Origin of the sequence: Salinicola rhizosphaerae (genome assembly GCF_014652715.1) — a bacterium.
Classification (GTDB): domain Bacteria; phylum Pseudomonadota; class Gammaproteobacteria; order Pseudomonadales; family Halomonadaceae; genus Salinicola; species Salinicola rhizosphaerae.
The window spans coordinates 277,961-296,654 of record NZ_BMZI01000001.1; the positions used below are offsets into that span (position 1 = coordinate 277,961).

Below are 18,694 nucleotides of genomic sequence, written 5' to 3' on the forward strand. Positions count from 1 at the left end.
TTCACTTCTCCAAGTGCCGGCGGGCGCGCACCAGCGCTCGGTACCACTGGCGATGAGGCGTGCCGACGGCGGGTGGTGCCAGGCTCAGATAGCTGACGGTCGGCGAGTCGCCACGCTCCAGGTTGAGATTGGTCAGCATGGTCAGCGTGGCCTCGCGGGCGCCGTACTGGCGTTGAAGAAATGCCATCGCCGCGGGATCGAGGGCCACGCGATAGTGCCTGACCAGCGCCAGTGCCAGCGACTCGGCCGTTCGCGAGAGATCGGTCTCGATCTCGCGCACCATGGCCGACCCCATCGCCGCCTTGGCCGCTGCGGAAAGGTTGGGTTCGAGCTGACCGAAATCGGCAGCATTGGAGCTGTTGATGGCGCGCTGGACGGCCGGGCGTGACAGATGCACATGGGGCTCGAGCGCCAGGAAGATTTCGACGGCAACGCGTTTGGCGCGATCGACGCCGACGCTCAAACGCGTATCCCGCTCGGCCTGACGCAGGCGTTCGCGCAGCGTGCCGATATTGGCTTTCTCCAGATAGCGCCCCAGGACCTTGCAGACTTCCGCCTTGGCTTCGTCGTTCAGGGCGATCTTGCTCTCTCGAATACGTAGACCGCGACGGCCGGGGCCCAGGCGGAGCCGAGTGGTGCTATCGGAGAGATTGGCGCTGACCGCTTCCCAGCGTTCGGCCATGCGCAGGCGATGGGCATGACTGCGTCCGACCGTCTCGTAGGCGGTGGAGACGCTCTTGTAGAGCTTGATGGCGTTGGTCAGCACTTCGGCCTGGGCGCGTAGCGTCTGGCGGTCTTCGCTGCGCCCGGTCTGTATGGCGTGAGCGAGCGTATGAATGCGCTCGCTCAGCTCATCCATGGCGCTGACGCTGTGAGCGAGAAGGGCGTCGGCGCGCTGGCCGGCGACGCTCTCCGCGACCGGGACGACCGACTGCTCGGTCAGATAGGTGTTGAGCGCCTTGAGCCGCGACAGGCCGGTTGCCTGCGCGATGCGGTGGCGTGCCCGCGCCTCCTCGAGGCTATCGAACGCGCGCGCCAGCTTCCAGCGGCCGCGGTACTCGAACGAGAGCACCGGAATCTCGCGGCCGCTGATCAGTTCGAACGCCAGGATCACCATCTCCTCGACATCCTGCAGCGTCATCAGCAGGTCGTTGTCGTTCTCGATCGCCGCCATCACGCGCTCGATGAAGTGCTCATCTCGCGGTACGCCGTAGCGAGGGTCGGGCGCACGCCCCTCGAAGCGCTCGCGCAATAGCGTGATGGCCTGGGGCGCAAGATCGTAGAGTTCGCTGAAGCGCGGTTCGATCGCTTCGCGGTAGATGGCGACGAGGTCGGTGATGCGGGCATGCAGACCGACGCGGCGGTAGACATCGATCTGGCCGATGATGCGCGCGCTTTCGCGATCGGCGAGCAGTTCGAGCGCGGCGAGTTCCACGCCCTCCGGCGACAGATCCTGCTTGCGCAGCAGCATGGCGGCTGCCTCGCGACTGCGCGCGTCGCCCTCGAGACTCTCGACGATCAGATTGCGGGTGGCCAGCAGTAGCTCGGGCAGCGTCTTGATGACGCGCTCGATGCGCTTGGAAGTGCGCTCCAGGCGACGTCCGCCGGTGAGGTGGTTGAGCAGGTTGGCGATGATACCGGCGGCGCCGGTGATGACCGTGAACGAAATGAAGAAGACGTAGTTCTCGAACGTCGGTGCCTTGCCGTAGCCGAGCAGATAGCCGCCCCAGGCGCCGAGTAGCGTGACCGGCCCGGCGGTCCACAGAATCTGCAGCAGGCTGACGGTCCAGGGCACCTTCTCGACGGCTGCGGTAATACGTCGAATCTCGTCGCGGCCTTCTCGCTCGAGGCGAACCTGCGGCGTGTCGCTGGCGGTGATCGAGGCGCGACGGCGAAACGGAATCGGCAGCAGCACGAAGCGTCCTTTCTACAGCGGTGAGCGTCGGAGAAATGCGATGAAACGGCGGCTAAGTTAGCACCCTCGGAGAGCGCTCGCCAGCGTGGTTGCGCGGCGTGCTAGGATGAAGTCATTCAAGGGAGGAATGCCATGCTGACCGCTTGGGTCGAACAGCTGCTGGGCTACGCCAGCGGCGCCCTCGAGGCGATTCGCGCCAACGAACACTACCCGGCAATGATGGCATGGGCACGCGCCGAAGGCGCCGAGCACTGCGGTGGCAGCCTCGATCTCGCGCAGGCGCTGGCTCCCATCATCTGGAACCAGACGCCGCTGGTGCGACGCGACTTCGACGTCGAGTCGCTCGCCGAGCCGCGTCCGGAGGAGCCCTGCTGGTGTGACTCCGGACGGCTCTATCGGGACTGCTGTGCGCGCGTCGAGATGCCGAGCGTCATCCCCGACCATCTGATGTGGATGCTGTCGCTGCGAGAGTGGCGGGGCGAGACATTGAAGGCAGCCCTGGCCAGCCAGAAGGCGCCGGCCCAGGCGCTGCTGGAGGCGGGCATCGTCTCCGCCGAGAGCGGCAACAACGGTCGCGCTCAGCAGATTCTGGAATCGCTGTTCGCCGGAGACCGCGACTGGACCGCGCTCGCCGAGCAGATCGAGCCGGCGTTCGAGATCCTGGTCGATCTCTATCAGGAGCGCGGCTTCCATCGCAAGCGGGCGGCACTGCTCGAGCGCGTCATCGGCGACGGGCCGGACTTTCTGCGCGGTGCCGCGCTCGAGCGGCTCTGCCTGATGCATCTGGACAGCGGCGATCTGGCCAGTGCGCGCGATGCATTTCAGCGGGCGCAACGTACGCTGCCGGATTCACCGTCGCTGGCCTATATCGAGGCGATGGTGCTGCTGCACGAGGGCAACGTCGACAAGGCGCGCCAGCGTGCGGCGTTCTGGTGGCGCCGGCTGACTCGGCAGCACCATCTCGCCCCCGACCAGCTCGACTTCATCAGCGAACTCGCCGACGACCCGGAAGCGGCGCTGTCGGAGCAGGTAATCCACTCCGAAGAGGCGCTTGCGGGTCCGCTGACGGCACTGCAGGCGCTGCTCCACTCCCAGCACCGGCCTCCGCGGCTGGCGCTGGCGCGGTCCGACGACGGGGCGCTGCTTTACGAGCCAAGCTCACGCGAGGCGTCGCTGTATGCCGGGTGGGTCGACGCCTGCGAGATCGAGATCGACGAGGACGCCGCACTCGGTTTTCTCGGCGACCCTTGGATAACGGCACCGCAATGGCTGCAGGCGCTGTGCGCGAATCCGGAGTGGCTGGATGCCCCGCGTATCATGCAGGCGCTGGCGCTGGCCCTGGCGAGCCGATTTGGCAGCCTGCCGTGGATGGTCGATACCTTCTTCACGCCGCTGGCGGCGCGCTACGAGGTCTGGCTCGCGCAGCTCGAGGATGCCGGCGGCACGTTCTCCTGGCACGATGCCGACAACGCCACGCTGTTGCGAACCGGGCTCGCGCTCGTCATCGGCATGGAGCGGGGCGCCGGCGAGCGGGCGAGACGGCTCGCGCAGCGCCTGCTGGCGCTGGATGAGGAAGACAGTCTCGGGCTGCGCGAGCTGGTCATCGATCAGCTACTGCGCGAGGGGCGCGACGAGCAGGCGTTGACGGTCAGCGAGCAGGGAGCGGATGGCGCCGACATGCTCGGCGTTCAGATGGGGCGCGTGCTGGCGCTCTATCGGCTGGCTCGACAGGACGACGCGCGCGCCGTCCTGGCCGATGTCTGCGCGTCCAATCCCTATATCGTGCCGGTGCTGTGCGAGGAGCGCCCGCGGCCGACGCGGCTCGGCGGTGACATGCCGGAGCCAGGCACCCGCGCCGAGGCCTGGCAATACCGGCAGTTGATGCGCGATCAGTGGCTGGCTTCCGATGGCGCTTTGACTTGGCTGGCGACGCAGCCCTGCGTGGCGCGATAGGAAAACGCTACATAAATGCCTGTACGCGCGAATGACTACGTTGCGCGGTACTGGTGCGCCAGCTCGGTCGAAGGCTCGCCTAACCCCATGTTATGTCTCGCGTGACGCGTTGCCTTCGGCAACTTGCCCTGACGGGCCGCCCTACGGGCGTTCTCTACGCGTTGCTTCGAGTCTGTGTTCCGTGCGCCTTGTCCTTCATCTCGCTCGGCGATTTATTTAGCGCTTCCTTGGCCCGCGGGGCGCTCCCCCTCTCAGGGCCTCGACGTTTCGGTGCGGTCGTTTTCCAACGCGTCTGCGTTCCCGGCCGGTGCGTCGAGCGACGACATTCTACGGTTGAGCCACCAGGCGAGCGCCGCGGCCGGCAGGCCGAGCAGGCAGGTCACCAGGAAGAAGGTCGCGTAGCTGGTGTCCGCCACGACGACGCCGGAGAATCCACCCAGGAACTTGCCCGGCAGCGTCATCAGCGACGAGAACAGCGCGTACTGGGTGGCGGTGTAGGTTCGCGACGTCAAACTCGACAGAAAGGCGATGAAGACCGTGCTGGCAAGCCCGTTGGCCAGGTTGTCTCCGGTGATCGTCAATACCAGCAGGGGCAGACTGTTGCCGCCGAGACTGAGCGCGACGAACAGCAGGTTGGTCAGCGCGACCGCCAGCGCGCCGGTGACCAGCATGCGCCCGAGGCCGTAGCGCACGACGAGCATCCCGCCGAGCAGGCCACCGCCGATGGTCATCAGTACGCCGAAGACCTTGGTCACGCTGGCGATGTCGCTTTTGGTGAATCCGAGGCTGAGGTAGAGCGGGTTGGCCATGGCGGCCATGGCGATATCGCTGATGCGATAGATGCCGACGAACAGCAGGAGCGCCAGCGCCAACCGCCCATAGCGCTGGAAGAAGTCGCTGATCGGGCAGACGACGGCCGCGAGCAGCCAGGCGCCGGCCTGGCGTTGCCAGTGGCGGCGGCCGCGACTCATGCGCAGGAACTGCCGGACACGCGGATGATAGAGCACGGTCGTGAGACCGCGGGGGCGCGGCGGTTCTGGGCGCACCAGCACGGTCAGCACGCCGACCGAAACCAGCGCCGCCATGCTGAGATAGGCGGCGGACCAGGAGGCGGCATCGGCGATATAGAGCGCGCCTGCGCCTGCCATCACGATGCCGATGCGATAGCCGATGATGTAGGTCGACGCCATGGCGGCCTGGATTTCCGGCTCGCCGGATTCGATGCGATAGGCGTCGATGACGATATCCTGGGTTGCCGCGCCGAAGGCGGTCAGCAGAGCAAAGCCCGCGACCATCGGCAAGTGACCGACCGGGTCGACGCTGGAGAGACCGACCAGCCCGGCGGCGATCAGTGCCTGGCCCAGAAGCATCCAGCTGCGGCGCTGCCCCACCCAGTTGCCGATCAGCGGCAGGCGTAGTCGATCGACGATCGGCGCCCAGAACAGCTTGATCGAGTAGAGCATGCCCACCCAGCTGAAGAAGCCGATGGCGGCGACCTCGACGCCGCTATCCTCCAGCCAGGCGGTGAGCGTCGAGAACACCAGCAGGAAGGGCAGGCCGGCGGAAAAGCCGAGAAACAGCAGCGTCACTACGGGAGCGCGCAAATAGACGCTCAATGATGTCAGCCAGTCACGTGGCTCGCGTTGCATGCAACCTCCCGAACGATGGACGACGACACGGCGCGAGCGGACGTGTCGAGGTGAAAATGGTACTCTAATTGGTCATGTCGCGTCCGGTCCGGCATGGTGCGAACGAGCGTGCGTCGACGCGCGACCTTGCGCCGTGATCCACGCCCGCGGCGACCGACGGTGACAGGGACTGTCGCTGTAGAACGCCTCTGCAGTGACCGCGATCAGGAAAGCTAACATGACCGACGAGTCGACACAGGACGGCGATTCGATTCCACGCTGGTACGTGATCCAGTGCAAGGGAGGCGAGTCGTTCCGCGCCAGCGAACATCTCGACAACCAGGGCTATGAGGTGTTCCACCCGGTGCTCGAGGTGCAAAAGCGCCGCCGAGGCAAACTGACCTGGGTGGCCGAACCGCTCTTTCCCCACTACCTGTTCATTCGGCTCGACCGCATGGCCAGCAACTGGCGGCCCATTCGCTCGACGCGGGGCGTGCTGAGGCTGGTCAGCTTTGGCCACGAGCCGGTCGCCGTTCAGGATGCCCTGGTGGAGACGCTGCGCGACCGCATGGCGGCCGACAGCACTCGCGAACGGGCCAACGTCTACTACCGCCAGGGGGATATCGTCGAGATCACCGAAGGGCCCTTTCGAGCGCTGCAGGCGGTCTTCGACGCGCAGAAGGGCGAAGAGCGCGCTATCGTGCTGCTCAATCTGCTGCAGCAGACGCAGCGCCTGGAGCTGCCGGTCGAGTCGCTGCGCAAGCGCGGCGGCTGATATCGCCGCGGTGGGCGCGCTGGCTTCGTGAGCCGACGCACCTTCCTTTTTCATAACTGCACGTATTTCGTTACCCGCACGCATCCGTTGGAGAACGCAGCATGGATTCTCTCGCCATCGAACCTTCTCGCGTCGTCGATCTGCACTACCGCCTCCATGACAACAACGAGCGCACGCTCGATGATTCTCGCGTGCGCCAGCAACCGCTGGCCTATCTGCATGGTCACGGCAATCTGTTTCCCGCGCTGGAGGCAGCGCTAGCCGGCCAGCGGGCGGGGCAGTCGCTTCGCGTCACGCTGTCACCTAAAGAGAGTTATGGCGAGCGTGACGAGGCACTGGTCAGCGAGTCGCCGCGCAGTGCCTTTCCCGCCGAGCCCTCGCTTTCGCCGGGCCAGCGCTTCCAGGCTCAGGGGCCGGGCGGGCCGCACACGGTGACGCTGGTGGCCGTCGACGCAGAGCGAGTCACCGTCGACGCCAATCACCCGCTGGCCGGGGAGACGTTGACCTACGAGATCAGCATATTGGCGGTGAGAGAGGCCACGCGTGCGGAGCTCGCCAAGGGGCATCCGTTGCCGCCGGGCACCTCCCACACCGATGTCGAGGACAAGAAGCAGTAGCCGAGCGGAGGCGCCATGAGGACGCTTAACGCTCGACCCACCAGCGCGAGAACCAGGCCGTCATGACCTGCTCGGGATAGACAGTCAGACCGAGGCTGCCGTTGTAGCGCGCGAGCGCCCGTGTCCAGTCGCCATGCTCTCTGGCCAGATAGTGGGCGAGGATGGTGCAGCCGTAGCGTAGATTGGTCGCGGTGTCGTGGAGATCATCCTGCGGGCGGCCAATCTCCGCCTTCCAGAATGGCATCACCTGCATCAGACCTTGCGCCCCGGCAGACGAGACCGCGCCGGGCTGAAAGCGGCTCTCGACATCGATCAGCGCCAGCACCAGCTCCGGCGGCAGGCCGGCGCGCGCGGCTTCGGCGTGAATCCGCGCGAGCAGATCGAGCCGCGCATCCCGAGACGCGAAAGCCCGAGGCTGCCGACGGGCGAGCCGCGACTGCATATCGAGCAGCCAGACCTGCGCGTCGAAGGTGTCGCCGACGGCCTCGGGGGCCGACATCGCGCTGGCCAGAGAACGCAGCAGGGCCGGTGACGGCGTCTCCTGGCGCGCCGGCTCGGCGCCGGCCGGCAGCGCCGAGACGAGAACGCCAGCGGTCAGCAGCGCCAGCAGCACCCGCCGCGTTCCCCGCGTCGGGCGCTGATGCAGGTCGCTAGAACGCATCCGCTGACGTGGCGATCAGGCGAAACGTTCGGCCAGGAAGCCTTCGAGTGCGTCGACCTTGACCATGGTCACTTCACTGTCACGCCGCCCCTTGTACTCGAGCTCGCCATTGTCGAGGCCACGGTCGCCGATGACGAGGCGGTGCGGAATGCCCATCAGCTCCTGGTCGGCAAACTTGACGCCGGGTCGCAGATCGCGGTCATCCAGCAACACGTCGATGCCGGCATCGCTCAGCTGTCGATAGAGCGTCTCGGCGGTCTCGCGCACGCGCTCGGACTTGTGGGCATTCATCGGCACGATCGCGAGCTGGAACGGCGCGATGGCGTCGGGCCAGATGATGCCGCCGGCATCGTGATTCTGTTCGATGGCCGCCGCCACGACGCGCGTGATACCGATGCCGTAGCAACCCATGTAGAGCGTGGCCGGCTGACCGTTGTCATCCATCACGGTGGCATTCATGGCCTCGGAGTACTTCTGACCGAGCTGGAAGACGTGACCGACCTCGATGCCGCGGGTGATCGAGAGCGTGCCTCGACCGTCCGGTGAGGGGTCGCCCTCGACGACGTTGCGGATATCGGCCACGGCCGGCAGGGGCAGGTCGCGCTCCCAGTTGATGCCGAACAGGTGCTGATCGTCGATGTTGGCACCCGCGCCGAAGTCGCTCATCAGCGCCACGCTGCGGTCGATGACCAGCGGCAGCGGCAGGTTGACCGGGCCGAGGGAACCCGGACCGGCGCCGATGGCCGAGCGGATCTCCTCTTCGCCGGCCATGGTCAGCGGGACCGCGACGCCGTCGAGATGCTCCGCCTTGATCTCGTTCAACTGGTGATCGCCGCGCACCATGAGCGCGATCAGGCCGCCATCGGCCGCGTGGACGATCAGCGTCTTGACGGTCTTCTCGATCGGCAAATCGAAGCTCTCGACCAGTGCGGCGATGGTCTTGACGCCCGGCGTCGCGACCTGGTGCATTTCCGCCGTTGGCGCGGCGCGCTCGGCTCCCGACGGCGTGGTGGCTTCGGCCTTCTCCATGTTGGCGGCGTAGTCGGAGCCGGTCGAGAAGACCACGGCATCCTCGCCGGAGTCGGCCAATACGTGGAATTCGTGCGAGCCGGTACCGCCGATCGAGCCGTTATCGGCCAGCACCGGGCGAAAATCCAGGCCGAGACGCGTGAAGATGCGCACGTAGGCGTCGTACATCTTCTGGTACGAGGCGGCGAGCCCGGCTTCGTCGACGTCGAACGAGTAGGCATCCTTCATGATGAACTCGCGCGAGCGCATCACGCCAAAGCGCGGGCGGATCTCGTCACGAAACTTGGTCTGGATCTGGTAGAAGTTGGTCGGCAGCTGCTTGTAGCTCGAAAGCTCGCGGCGAACCAGATCGGTGATCACTTCTTCGTGCGTCGGACCGACGCAGTAGTCGCGCTGGTGGCGATCCTTGAGCCGGAGAAGCTCCGGTCCGTACTGCTCCCAGCGACCGGACTCCTGCCACAGTTCGGCGGGCTGCACGGCAGGCATCAGGACTTCCTGGGCGCCGGCGCGGTCCATCTCTTCACGGACGATCCTCTCGACCTTGCGCAGCGTGCGCACGCCCACCGGCAGCCAGGTGTAGAGTCCCGACGTCAGGCGGCGGATCATGCCGGCACGCAGCATCAGCTGGTGGCTGACGACTTCCGCATCCGCCGGCGTTTCCTTGAGGGTCGAGATCTGTAGTTGGCTGGCACGCATGGGGCGTTCTTTCCTGTAATCAGCGGCGTGGAGCAAGCCGTCCGTCGTCGGTGCGATGGCGGCTGCAAGATATCCTGGGCCCGCCAGTATAGAGATGGCGGCAGCCCTCGGGGAGGGGCTCTGGCCAAAAAGCGCACGCTGGCGCTGCCGCTTGGCCCCGACAGTGCGACCTAAGTTCAACCTCGCATTCCTGACAGCTTATCTATAGTGCTGATAGGGTCGTGTTCGGCATCGTCCGCAAGACGAGCGAGCGATAGTCCACCGACTACCGTCGTTGGCGGCCCGCGGCGGGGTGAGGAAAGAAGCCATGATCAATCACGTATGGGGGCTGCTCACGCATCCTGGACGGGAGTGGCAGCAGATTCGCGGCGAGCACGAGAGTGTCACTCACTTCTACGGTACTCATGTGCTGCTGATGGCAGCCATTCCCGTCATCTGCGCTTTCATCGGCACGACGACCATCGGCTGGCACTTCGGTACCACGCAGGAGGGCTTGGCCAAAACCGTCAGTGTCTCGGCGTCAACGGCAGTCTTGCTGGCGCTGCTGTTCTACGCGCTGATTCTTGGTGCGGTCTGGATCATGGGTAACGTGATCCACTGGCTGGCGCGGCGCTATCCCGAACGACCGGATCTCAATCACTGCATCGTCTTCGCCGGCTACATGGCGACCCCGCTGTTCCTGAGCGGCGTCGTGGCGCTCTATCCGCTGGTCTGGCTCTGCCTGCTGGTGGGACTGGTGGCGCTCTGTTACACGGCCTATCTGGTCTACGCCGGCATGCCGAGCTTTCTGGGGATCGATCGCAACGAAGGGCTGCGTGCGTCCAGTGCTGCCTTGGCGATCGGGATTCTGGTTCTCGAAGCGCTGCTGGCGGTGACGGTACTGCTCTGGGGGTATGGCGCGACACTGGTCTGAGTGAGCCTCGCGCCGAAGCTAGGGCGGAGACGAGGAGGACAGGCGCCGGCGCCTCGCTGGACGCCGGCGCGACGTTGGATTAGGTTACTCGGCGTTATCGATCGTTACGGAACTCTGCCGATGTTGACCTCTGCTCGCCGCGGCCTGGCGGTCGCGCTTCTGTTCTCCGTCCTTGTGTCGCTGTCCGGCTGCGGCACGCTTTTTCATCCCGAGCGCAAGGGCCAGCTCCCCGGCCGGGTGGACCCCGCCATCGCGATCGCCGATGGCCTGGGGCTTCTGCTGTTCATCGTGCCGGGGGTCGTGGCCTATGCCGTCGACTTCTCCAACAACACCATCTACCTGCCGACGCGCGACGGCGCCGCCATCGACTCGATGCCGATAGAGGCGGGTCTCGACCAGCCCTCGCTGATGGCGATGATCGAGACTCGGAGCGGTCGCCATTTCGATGCTGATGCCGTGCAGGTGGAGCGGCCTGATTCGCTGTCGCAGGCGCTGGCACTGATCTCTACCGAAGCGAAGCTGGATTCCTGATTCGACGGGTCTGCTAATCTGGAGTCAACGCCCTGGCGCGTTGCCGAGAGCCGGCATCGCGCCAGGTGGTGGTGTGTTCCACGGCAGGTTTTCTCGCCAAGGAGGCGAACATGCGGACCTTCGAATGTCATCACTGCGAGTCACCGAGTCGACTCTTCTTCGACAATACCCAGTGTCTTGTCTGTCAGGCGGAAGTGGGCTGGTGCCCGGTCTGTCGCACGATCAGTGCGATGCTGCCGGATGGCGAGACCGGTTATCGCTGTGCCAATCCGAGCTGTGGTACTGCGCTGGTCAAGTGCTTCAATTACGCCAGTGAAGGTGTCTGCAATCGAATGCAGACGCCCGAGGATCACGCCGCCTACGGTGGGCTCTGCGACTGCTGCCGACATAACGTCGTCATCCCCGATCTCTCCATCGACGGCCACCGTGAACGCTGGGCAGCGCTCGAGGCCGCCAAGCGACGTCTGTTCTACACGCTCGATCTCATCGGCCTGCCGCATCCCGCGCCCCAGGACGATGCGCCGCTGCCGTTGACGTTCTCGTTCATGGCGGATGCGCTACCGGATGCCGGTCTCTGGCGCTCGACGGGCAGCGGGGAGAAGGTCTACACCGGCCACGCCAATGGGCATATCACCATCAACCTGATGGAGACCGACGACGTGGAGCGAGAGCGGCTGCGTGTCGACATGAACGAGTCTCACCGCACGTTGATCGGTCATTTCCGCCACGAGATCGGTCACTACTACTGGGATCTGCTGATCAAGGGGCAGGACGAGGCGCGCAGTCGAGAGGTCTTTGGCGATCATGACAACCCCACCTACGGTGAAGCGCTGGAGCGCTACTACGAACAAGGGCCTGCGCCGGATTGGCAGCAGCGGCATGTGTCGGCGTACGCCACGATGCATCCGTGGGAGGACTTCGCCGAAACGTTTGCCGCCTATCAGGACATCGTCGCCGTGCTCGACACCGCCGATGGCCTGGGCCTGAGGCGCGGTGAGCATGACGGCAGCATCGCGGGTATGGTGCTGGCCTATCAGCAGGTCGGGTTGGCACTCAACGAGCTCAACCGGGAGATGGGGCTGCTCGACGTGGTGCCAGTCGTCATCACGCCGGAGATTCAGGTCAAGCTCGACTATGTACACCAGGTCGTGACGCGTAGCGCGGTTCACTGAACCACGAGCGTTGCCATGCCCCCGCCGCGATCCCGCCGACGGGGGCTTGGTGGTCGCTCAGTCGTCGTCATCGTCGATGAGCGCGCTCTGCTCCTGAGCCTGAGGCGCCCTGAGGGGGCGCTCGCGCACGGCGAAGTAGGCGCTCGCGATCGCTTCATGCAGGTTGTTGAAGCCGATCTGGAACTCGTCGATCAATTGATGCAGCTCGTCGGGCGCACGGGCGAGCGCTTGCACGTCTGCCTCCGCGACCTCGGCGCGCACGAGCGTGGCGACGGCCAGCGGCCGATCGTGGTTGGGCAGCGACTGCAGCTCCCAGCTGACCTCTTCCAGGCTTCGCAGCACCGAGCGGGGCAGCGTGCGATCCTGCAGCAGAAATCGCAGCACGTCCGGCCCGCGAACGCGTAGACGCACTTCCTGGCGATACATCTGATAAGCGGTCAGCGATTTCAAGACGCTCATCCACTGCAGATGCTCGAACGGAATCAGCTCTTCGGGGTTGCGCGGCAGCAGATTGCCCGAGCGCACATCGATGATGCGCGTTGTCATGTCCGCCCGTTCGAGATGGCGACCGAGCGAGAGGAAGGTTCTCGCTTCGGTGTGACTCAGGGTGCCTTCGATCAGTCCGGTCAGCGTCTGACAGGCGCGCGTCACGCTCTTGAGAAAGCCATCCCGGGTGCGCGGCTTGAGCCCGCTCTGGCTCTGCTCGCTGATCTCCAGGTAGCACTGGTTGATCTCCTCCCAGATCTCTCGCGGCACGACGTCGCGCGTGGTACGCAGATTCTCGCGGGCGTTGGCGAGCGAGGAGAGGATCGAACCGTCGTGATCTCGAGAGAGGCAAAGAAAGTCGATGACGTTGCGCTCGTTGCGCTCGTCGAAGAGGGAATCGAAGGTCTCGCCGCTGCCGGTAATGTCGATCAGGGTCGACCAGCTCAGGGCGGCGCGCCCGGGCATGTCGAGCAGGAGGTTGCTGTTGACGCTGATCAACCGCGCGGTGTCTTCGGCACGCTCGATGTAGCGCGCCATCCAGTAAAGGTTTTCGGCGACTCTCGACAGCATGGGTTACTCCTCCGTCTCGACGATCCAGGTGTCCTTGCTCCCGCCACCTTGCGACGAGTTGACCACCAGAGAGTCCTTGACCAGCGCGACACGGGTCAGTCCGCCCATGGTCACGTGGGTTTCCGGCCCGGAGAGGATGAACGGACGCAGATCGACATGGCGGGGCTCGGGTACGCCGTCGAACAGCGTGGGCGCCGTGGAGAGCGCAAGCGTCGGCTGCGCCATGTAGTTGCGCGGGTCGGCCTCGATGCGTTTGGCGAACTCGCGGCGCTCTTCGGCGGTGGCTCGCGGACCGATCAGCATGCCGTAGCCGCCGGACTCGTTGGCCGGTTTGACCACCAGTTCATCGAGATGATCGAGCACGTAGCGTCGGTCATCGTCGCGCATGCAGAGATAACTCGGCACGTTGGGCAGCAGTGCCTGCTGATCGAGATAGTACTGGATCAGCGTCGGCACGAAGGCGTAGACGACCTTGTCATCGGCGACACCGGCGCCCGGGGCGTTCGCCAGAGCGACGTTACCGGCGCGCCAGGCCCGCATCAGGCCGGGCGTACCGAGCATGGAGTCGGAGCGGAACGCTTCCGGATCGAGGAATAGGTCGTCGACGCGACGGTAGATCACGTCGACGCGCTTGAGACCATCGACGGTGTGCATGTAGACGATGTCATCGTCGTCGACCATCAGATCGGAGCCCTGGACCAGTTCGACGCCCATCTGCTGGGCGAGGTAGGCATGCTCGTAATAGGCCGAGTTGTAGATACCGGGCGTGAGTACCACGATCTGCGGCTCGTCGCCGGGCCGCGGAGACATGCTGGCGAGCATGTCGTAGAGCTGTGCCGGATAGTCGTCGACCGGCAGGATGCGTCCGGTTTCGAACAATTCCGGCAGTACGCGTTTGGTGACGTTGCGGTTCTCGAGCATGTACGAGACGCCGGAGGGAACGCGCAGGTTGTCCTCGAGGACATAGATGCTGCCGTCCCCATCGCGAACCAGGTCGGAGCCGCAGATATGGGCCCATACGCCGTGCGGCGGGTCGATGCCCATGCATTGAGGGCGGAAGTTGACCGACTGCGCGAGGATCTCCTTGGGCAGAATGCCGTCCTTGATCACTTTCTGATCGTGGTAGAGATCGTCGATGAAGAGATTGAGCGCGTCGACGCGCTGCTTGAGGCCGGCTTCCACCGCCCGCCACTCGTTGGCAGGAATCACGCGTGGCACGATGTCGAAAGGCCAGGCGCGGTCGATGGTGCTGCCTTCGGAGTAGACCGTGAAGGTGATTCCCATGGTGCGGATGGCCACTTCGGCAGCGGTCTTGCGCTCGCTGAGTTCCTTAGCGGTAAAGCTGGCGAGAATGTCGCAGAGCGGCTTGGCGGCGTCTCGCGGTATGCCGCGTGTGTCGAGCAGCTCATCGTAGAACTGCTGGCTCGGATACTGCTTCCATTCCACATTGCCCATGCGGGAGGCTCCTTTCGGCGGGATCGAAGACGCGTTGTTCGAGTGTTGTCGCGTCGCCCGTATCGGCAAAACCGTGTATACACGAAAGGGATACACGGCGTTGACGTCTTTCTAAGCATAGTGAGGAGAGGCTGCAGATGTCACGCTGGGCGCCTACGCTGTTAGCGTGAATTAGTTCAACCCGCGACGTCGATTCCGCCGGGCCGGCACTCGTCGCCGGTAGCGGACGCGCTCGGTGCGAACCGCAGCGTGCTCGACCACAACAAGATCGCCCATCGGACGAGAGACCGTCATGACCTTACGTGTTGCGCTGTCCCACCGAACCACCTATCTCTTCGACCGCCCGGTGCGACTCTCTCCGCATCTGATCCGACTGCGTCCCGCGCCTCACTGCCGCACGCCGATAGAGGCATACTCGCTCGATATCTCGGCCAAGCCGCAGTTTCTCAACTGGCAGCAGGACCCGTTCGGCAACCAGGTGGCAAGGGTCGTCTTTCCCGAGCCCGTGACACGTCTTGATGTCGCCGTCGAGGTGATCGCGCCGATGACGGTCATCAATCCGTTCGACTTTTTTGTCGAGCGTTACGCCGAGCATTTTCCGTTCGATTACCCGGAATCGCTGCGCAAGGAGCTCGGTCCTTACCTGGAAATCACCGAGCGTGGCGAAAGGTTGCTCGCCTGGCTGCGTGAAGTGCCGCTGGAGCGACGTGGCATCACCGACTTTCTGGTGGCGCTCAATCAGCGTCTGCAGCAGGATATCCGCTACCTGGTGCGCATGGAGCCCGGCGTCCAGAAAGCGGAAGAGACACTGGAGAAAGGCTGCGGCTCATGTCGCGACTCCGCCTGGCTGCTGGTCCAGATTCTGCGCCATCTGGGTCTCGCCGCGCGGTTCGTCTCCGGTTATCTGATCCAGCTGGCCGCCGACGTCAAGGCGATCGACGGGCCGTCAGGCACCGAGGTCGACTTCACCGACCTGCATGCGTGGACCGAGGTGTTCGTGCCGGGCGCCGGCTGGATCGGACTGGACCCGACGTCAGGACTGCTGGCAGGGGAAGGGCACATTCCGCTGGCGGCCACGCCCGAACCCTCGAGCGCCGCACCGATCGTCGGCTACTCTGACGAGTGCGAAGTCTCGTTCGATTTCAGCATGACGCTTTCGCGCATTCATGAAGACCCGCGTGTCACTCGGCCCTACAGCGAGAGCCAGTGGCAGGCGATTCAGCAGCTCGGCGAGCAGGTGGATCAGCGTCTGATCGCCGGTGACGTCCGCCTGACCATGGGCGGCGAGCCAACCTTCGTCGCGATCGACGACATGGAGGCGCCCGAGTGGAATATCGCGGCGCAGGGGCCGACCAAGCGTCGCATGGCCGGCGCGCTGCTCAAGCGACTGCGCGCGGCTTTCGCGCCGCAGGGATTGCTCCACTATCGGCAGGGCAAATGGTACCCCGGCGAACCGCTGCCGCGCTGGGCGCTGGCCTGCTACTGGCGTCGCGATGGCCTGCCCGTCTGGCGAGACGAGCGCTGGCTCGCCGACGAGGGCGCATCGCCCGGCTACGGCCCGGCACAAGCGCTGCAATTTGCCGAGACGCTCGCCGATCATCTGGACGTGAGCCGGACTGACCTGCTGCCCGGCTACGAAGACGCGTTTTACCACCTGTGGCGCGAGCAGACGCTGGCGGTCGATGTCGACCCGCGCGCCCATGATCTGCAAGACGATGAAGAACGACGGCGCCTGGCGAGACTGCTCGAGCGCGGACTCGGCAGCGTCACCGGCTACGCGCTGCCGTTGCGCTACGACGAGCGCCGCCACCGCTGGCAGAGCGGTCCGTGGCCGCTGCGGCGCGACCATCTTTACCTGATTCCCGGTGATTCACCGATGGGCCTGCGGCTGCCGCTCTCCTCGCTGCCGCAGGCGGCGTTTCGCGACGTCGATCACCCGCACTCGCTGTGGGCGCCCGATGCTGCGCTCGGCGATCCGGCGGATGCCGTCACCCGGCGCTTCCATGCCGTTCGGCAAATGGCGGGCGGCGAGCGCCGTGATGCGCGCGCTGAAAATGCCGAGAGCCTCCCTTACGGCTCGCTTGCGGGCGGGGTGCATCGGGCTATCGCTGATACCGAAGATGGCAGGGACTCATCCGCTGTGCGCGCCGCGGATGACCGAACGGATCAGGAGGAACCACCCCAAGGGCTCCCTGTAGACGACGAGCCGGTAGGTACCGGTCTCTGCGTGGAAGCGCGAGAAGGGCAGCTCTATGTTTTCGTACCGCCGCTTACCCGACTCGAGCACTATCTGGAACTGATCGCCGCGATCGAGTCGACCGCGGCGACGCTCGAAATGCCCGTTTTCGTCGAGGGGTACTCGCCGCCCGCCGATGCGCGTCTCGAGCAGTTCATGATCACCCCGGATCCTGGCGTCATCGAAGTCAATATCATGCCCGCGAAGAGCTGGTCGGCGCTGGTCGCGCAGACCGAGACACTCTACGAGGCCGCGCGACAGACGCGTCTCGGCGCCGAAAAATTCATGCTCGACGGACGCCACACCGGCACTGGCGGAGGGAATCACGTCACGCTGGGCGGGGCTACGCCGGCGGACTCGCCGTTCCTGCGCCGACCGACGCTGCTGGCCAGCATGGTCAGCTACTGGCAGCGCCATCCGGCGCTCTCCTATCTCTTCTCGGGTCTCTTCATCGGGCCGACCAGCCAGGCGCCCCGTGTCGACGAGGCGCGCCACGAGTCGCTGTACGAGCTCGAGATCGCGCTCGATCAGCTGGCCCGCGAGCGCGACGAAGCCGCAGGCGCGACGTCCGGAAGCGAACCGCCGCCCTGGCTGGTCGATCGTCTGTTTCGACATCTGCTGACGGATCTGACCGGCAACACGCACCGTGCCGAATTCTGTATCGATAAACTCTACTCGCCCGACAGCGATACCGGACGCCTCGGTCTGCTGGAGCTACGAGGCTTCGAGATGCCGCCGCACGCCCGCATGAGTCTCATGCAGGGGCTGCTGGTGCGTGCGTTGGTGGCACGGTTCTGGGAGCGCTCGGACTTTGGCGGGCTGGTGCGCTGGGGCACGGCGCTGCATGATCGCTGGATGCTGCCGCACTATCTCTGGAGCGATCTCGAAGAAGTGCTGGCGGAACTCGGTGATGCCGGTATGCCGTTCGAGGCGGCCTGGTTCGCGCCGTTCCTGGAGTTTCGTTGCCCGGTACTCGGCAGGGTGCAGTATCGCGGGGTGGAGCTGGAGCTGCGCCAGGCGATCGAACCCTGGCATGTGCTCGGCGAGGAAGCGAGCGGCGGCGGCACATCGCGCTACGTCGACTCGTCTCTCGAGCGCGTTCAGGTCAAGGTCAGCGGCATGAGCGGTGATCGCTATGTCGTGACCTGCAACGGTCATCGGGTCCCATTGCGGCGAACGGATCGCAATGGCGAAGCCGTGGCCGGGGTGCGCTTCCGCGCATGGCAGCCGCCGTCGGCGCTGCATCCGCGCATTCCGGTCCATGCGCCACTGACGTTCGATATCGTCGATACCTGGAATCGCCGCTCGATCGGTGGCTGCACCTATCATGTCGCGCATCCGGCCGGACGCAATTTCGAGACGTTTCCGGTCAACGCCAACGAGGCGGAAGCGAGGCGTCTGGCACGGTTCTGGGCCCACGGACACCGCCAGGGCAGCCAGGAGACCCCGGAAAAATCGATCGGCAAGGACTATCCCTGCACGCTGGATCTGCGCCAGTGGGCCGGTGATTGAGGAAGATCGGCGGAGAATCGTGATTTTCCAGTCGATCGGACTGCGGGCCTGACGTATCATCTAGATCAATTTTGATGCAGCACCGATCGGCGGTGGGATAACGCCGATTCGGCGCTGGACGGATGACAGGCCATTCAATCCTGTCTCGCCGACGCCGATAACCTGGATGTCGATAACGTGGATGTAACGACACCCGGCGTGGCGTCGGGTCGATTCGGGCAAGGCATGCCCTCGATGAGGTTAGATAGATCGCCATGGCCGCGATAGAAACGCCAGCCACTGCGTGGCTAGATGCATATCGCCCCCGCGAGGGCTACGACACGCTGATGAATCGTGATGGCGCCCTGCGTCGGCGCTGGACGCCGCTGCTGGGTGCGCTGCAGACGCTGGGTGCCCGCACGCTTGCCCTGCGCGGCGAAGAGATTCAGGCGTTACTGCATGACAACGGAATCACGTTCAACCAGGGGGCGGACGACAGTGGCGTTCAGCGTCAGTGGCGGCTCGACCCGCTGCCGCTGGTCGTTTCGCCGCGCGAGTGGCAGTTT

Annotated in this window: 14 protein-coding genes; 8 read left to right on the top strand and 6 right to left on the bottom strand. The window is 65.1% G+C overall.

Annotated features, from left to right (window positions below):
• Nucleotide 1: 1 nt before the first annotated feature.
• Complete coding sequence (locus tag IE125_RS01135) at nucleotides 2-1,915, bottom strand: hypothetical protein (protein ID WP_189442754.1); 1,914 nt, start codon at nucleotides 1,913-1,915, stop codon at nucleotides 2-4.
• Nucleotides 1,916-2,047: 132 nt separating this feature from the next.
• Here IE125_RS01135 and IE125_RS01140 point away from each other — a divergent pair, with 132 nt between their 5' ends.
• Entirely contained in the window at nucleotides 2,048-3,868 is a 1,821-nt protein-coding gene (locus tag IE125_RS01140; protein ID WP_189442755.1) for an SEC-C domain-containing protein, read from the top strand.
• Between the two features lie 251 nt (nucleotides 3,869-4,119).
• Here IE125_RS01140 and IE125_RS01145 read toward each other — a convergent pair whose 3' ends face one another.
• Entirely contained in the window at nucleotides 4,120-5,517 is a 1,398-nt protein-coding gene (locus IE125_RS01145; RefSeq protein WP_189442756.1) for an AmpG family muropeptide MFS transporter, read from the bottom strand.
• Between the two features lie 217 nt (nucleotides 5,518-5,734).
• Between IE125_RS01145 and rfaH the strand changes: the two genes are divergently transcribed.
• Entirely contained in the window at nucleotides 5,735-6,271 is a 537-nt protein-coding gene (gene rfaH, locus IE125_RS01150) for a transcription/translation regulatory transformer protein RfaH (RefSeq protein ID WP_189442757.1), read from the top strand.
• Nucleotides 6,272-6,372: 101 nt separating this feature from the next.
• The gene (locus tag IE125_RS01155; RefSeq protein WP_189442758.1) at nucleotides 6,373-6,888 is read left to right on the top strand and encodes an FKBP-type peptidyl-prolyl cis-trans isomerase; all 516 of its coding nucleotides are present in this window, start codon (nucleotides 6,373-6,375) and stop codon (nucleotides 6,886-6,888) included.
• A 25-nt stretch (nucleotides 6,889-6,913) separates the two neighbouring features.
• Here IE125_RS01155 and IE125_RS01160 read toward each other — a convergent pair whose 3' ends face one another.
• Nucleotides 6,914-7,549 (bottom strand): lytic transglycosylase domain-containing protein, encoded by a 636-nt coding sequence (locus IE125_RS01160; protein WP_189442759.1) that lies wholly within the window; start codon nucleotides 7,547-7,549, stop codon nucleotides 6,914-6,916.
• Nucleotides 7,550-7,564: 15 nt separating this feature from the next.
• Nucleotides 7,565-9,274, bottom strand: a complete 1,710-nt coding sequence (locus IE125_RS01165; RefSeq protein ID WP_189442760.1) for a proline--tRNA ligase — start codon at nucleotides 9,272-9,274, stop codon at nucleotides 7,565-7,567.
• Nucleotides 9,275-9,581: 307 nt separating this feature from the next.
• Here IE125_RS01165 and IE125_RS01170 point away from each other — a divergent pair, with 307 nt between their 5' ends.
• The 3 genes from IE125_RS01170 (at nucleotide 9,582) to IE125_RS01180 (ending at nucleotide 11,890) form a co-directional block, all read left to right on the top strand.
• Entirely contained in the window at nucleotides 9,582-10,187 is a 606-nt protein-coding gene (locus IE125_RS01170) for a Yip1 family protein (protein ID WP_229808860.1), read from the top strand.
• 120 nt (nucleotides 10,188-10,307) lie between these two features.
• Nucleotides 10,308-10,718: a hypothetical protein gene (locus tag IE125_RS01175; protein WP_189442761.1), complete on the top strand. Its 411-nt coding sequence runs from the start codon at nucleotides 10,308-10,310 to the stop codon at nucleotides 10,716-10,718.
• Between the two features lie 110 nt (nucleotides 10,719-10,828).
• On the top strand, nucleotides 10,829-11,890 hold the full coding sequence (locus IE125_RS01180; RefSeq protein WP_189442762.1) for a zinc-binding metallopeptidase family protein: 1,062 nt from the start codon (nucleotides 10,829-10,831) through the stop codon (nucleotides 11,888-11,890).
• A 57-nt stretch (nucleotides 11,891-11,947) separates the two neighbouring features.
• On the opposite strand, the gene IE125_RS01185 is transcribed toward IE125_RS01180, so the two are convergent.
• Together IE125_RS01185 and IE125_RS01190 are read right to left on the bottom strand one after the other, a co-directional pair.
• The gene (locus IE125_RS01185) at nucleotides 11,948-12,946 is read right to left on the bottom strand and encodes an alpha-E domain-containing protein (protein WP_189442763.1); all 999 of its coding nucleotides are present in this window, start codon (nucleotides 12,944-12,946) and stop codon (nucleotides 11,948-11,950) included.
• A 3-nt stretch (nucleotides 12,947-12,949) separates the two neighbouring features.
• The gene (locus IE125_RS01190) at nucleotides 12,950-14,401 is read right to left on the bottom strand and encodes a circularly permuted type 2 ATP-grasp protein (RefSeq protein WP_189442764.1); all 1,452 of its coding nucleotides are present in this window, start codon (nucleotides 14,399-14,401) and stop codon (nucleotides 12,950-12,952) included.
• Nucleotides 14,402-14,693: 292 nt separating this feature from the next.
• Here IE125_RS01190 and IE125_RS01195 point away from each other — a divergent pair, with 292 nt between their 5' ends.
• Both IE125_RS01195 and IE125_RS01200 read left to right on the top strand, forming a co-directional pair.
• Nucleotides 14,694-18,149: a transglutaminase family protein gene (locus IE125_RS01195; RefSeq protein WP_189442765.1), complete on the top strand. Its 3,456-nt coding sequence runs from the start codon at nucleotides 14,694-14,696 to the stop codon at nucleotides 18,147-18,149.
• A 254-nt stretch (nucleotides 18,150-18,403) separates the two neighbouring features.
• A partial coding sequence (locus IE125_RS01200; protein WP_229808861.1) for a hypothetical protein occupies nucleotides 18,404-18,694 on the top strand: 291 nt, incomplete at its 3' end.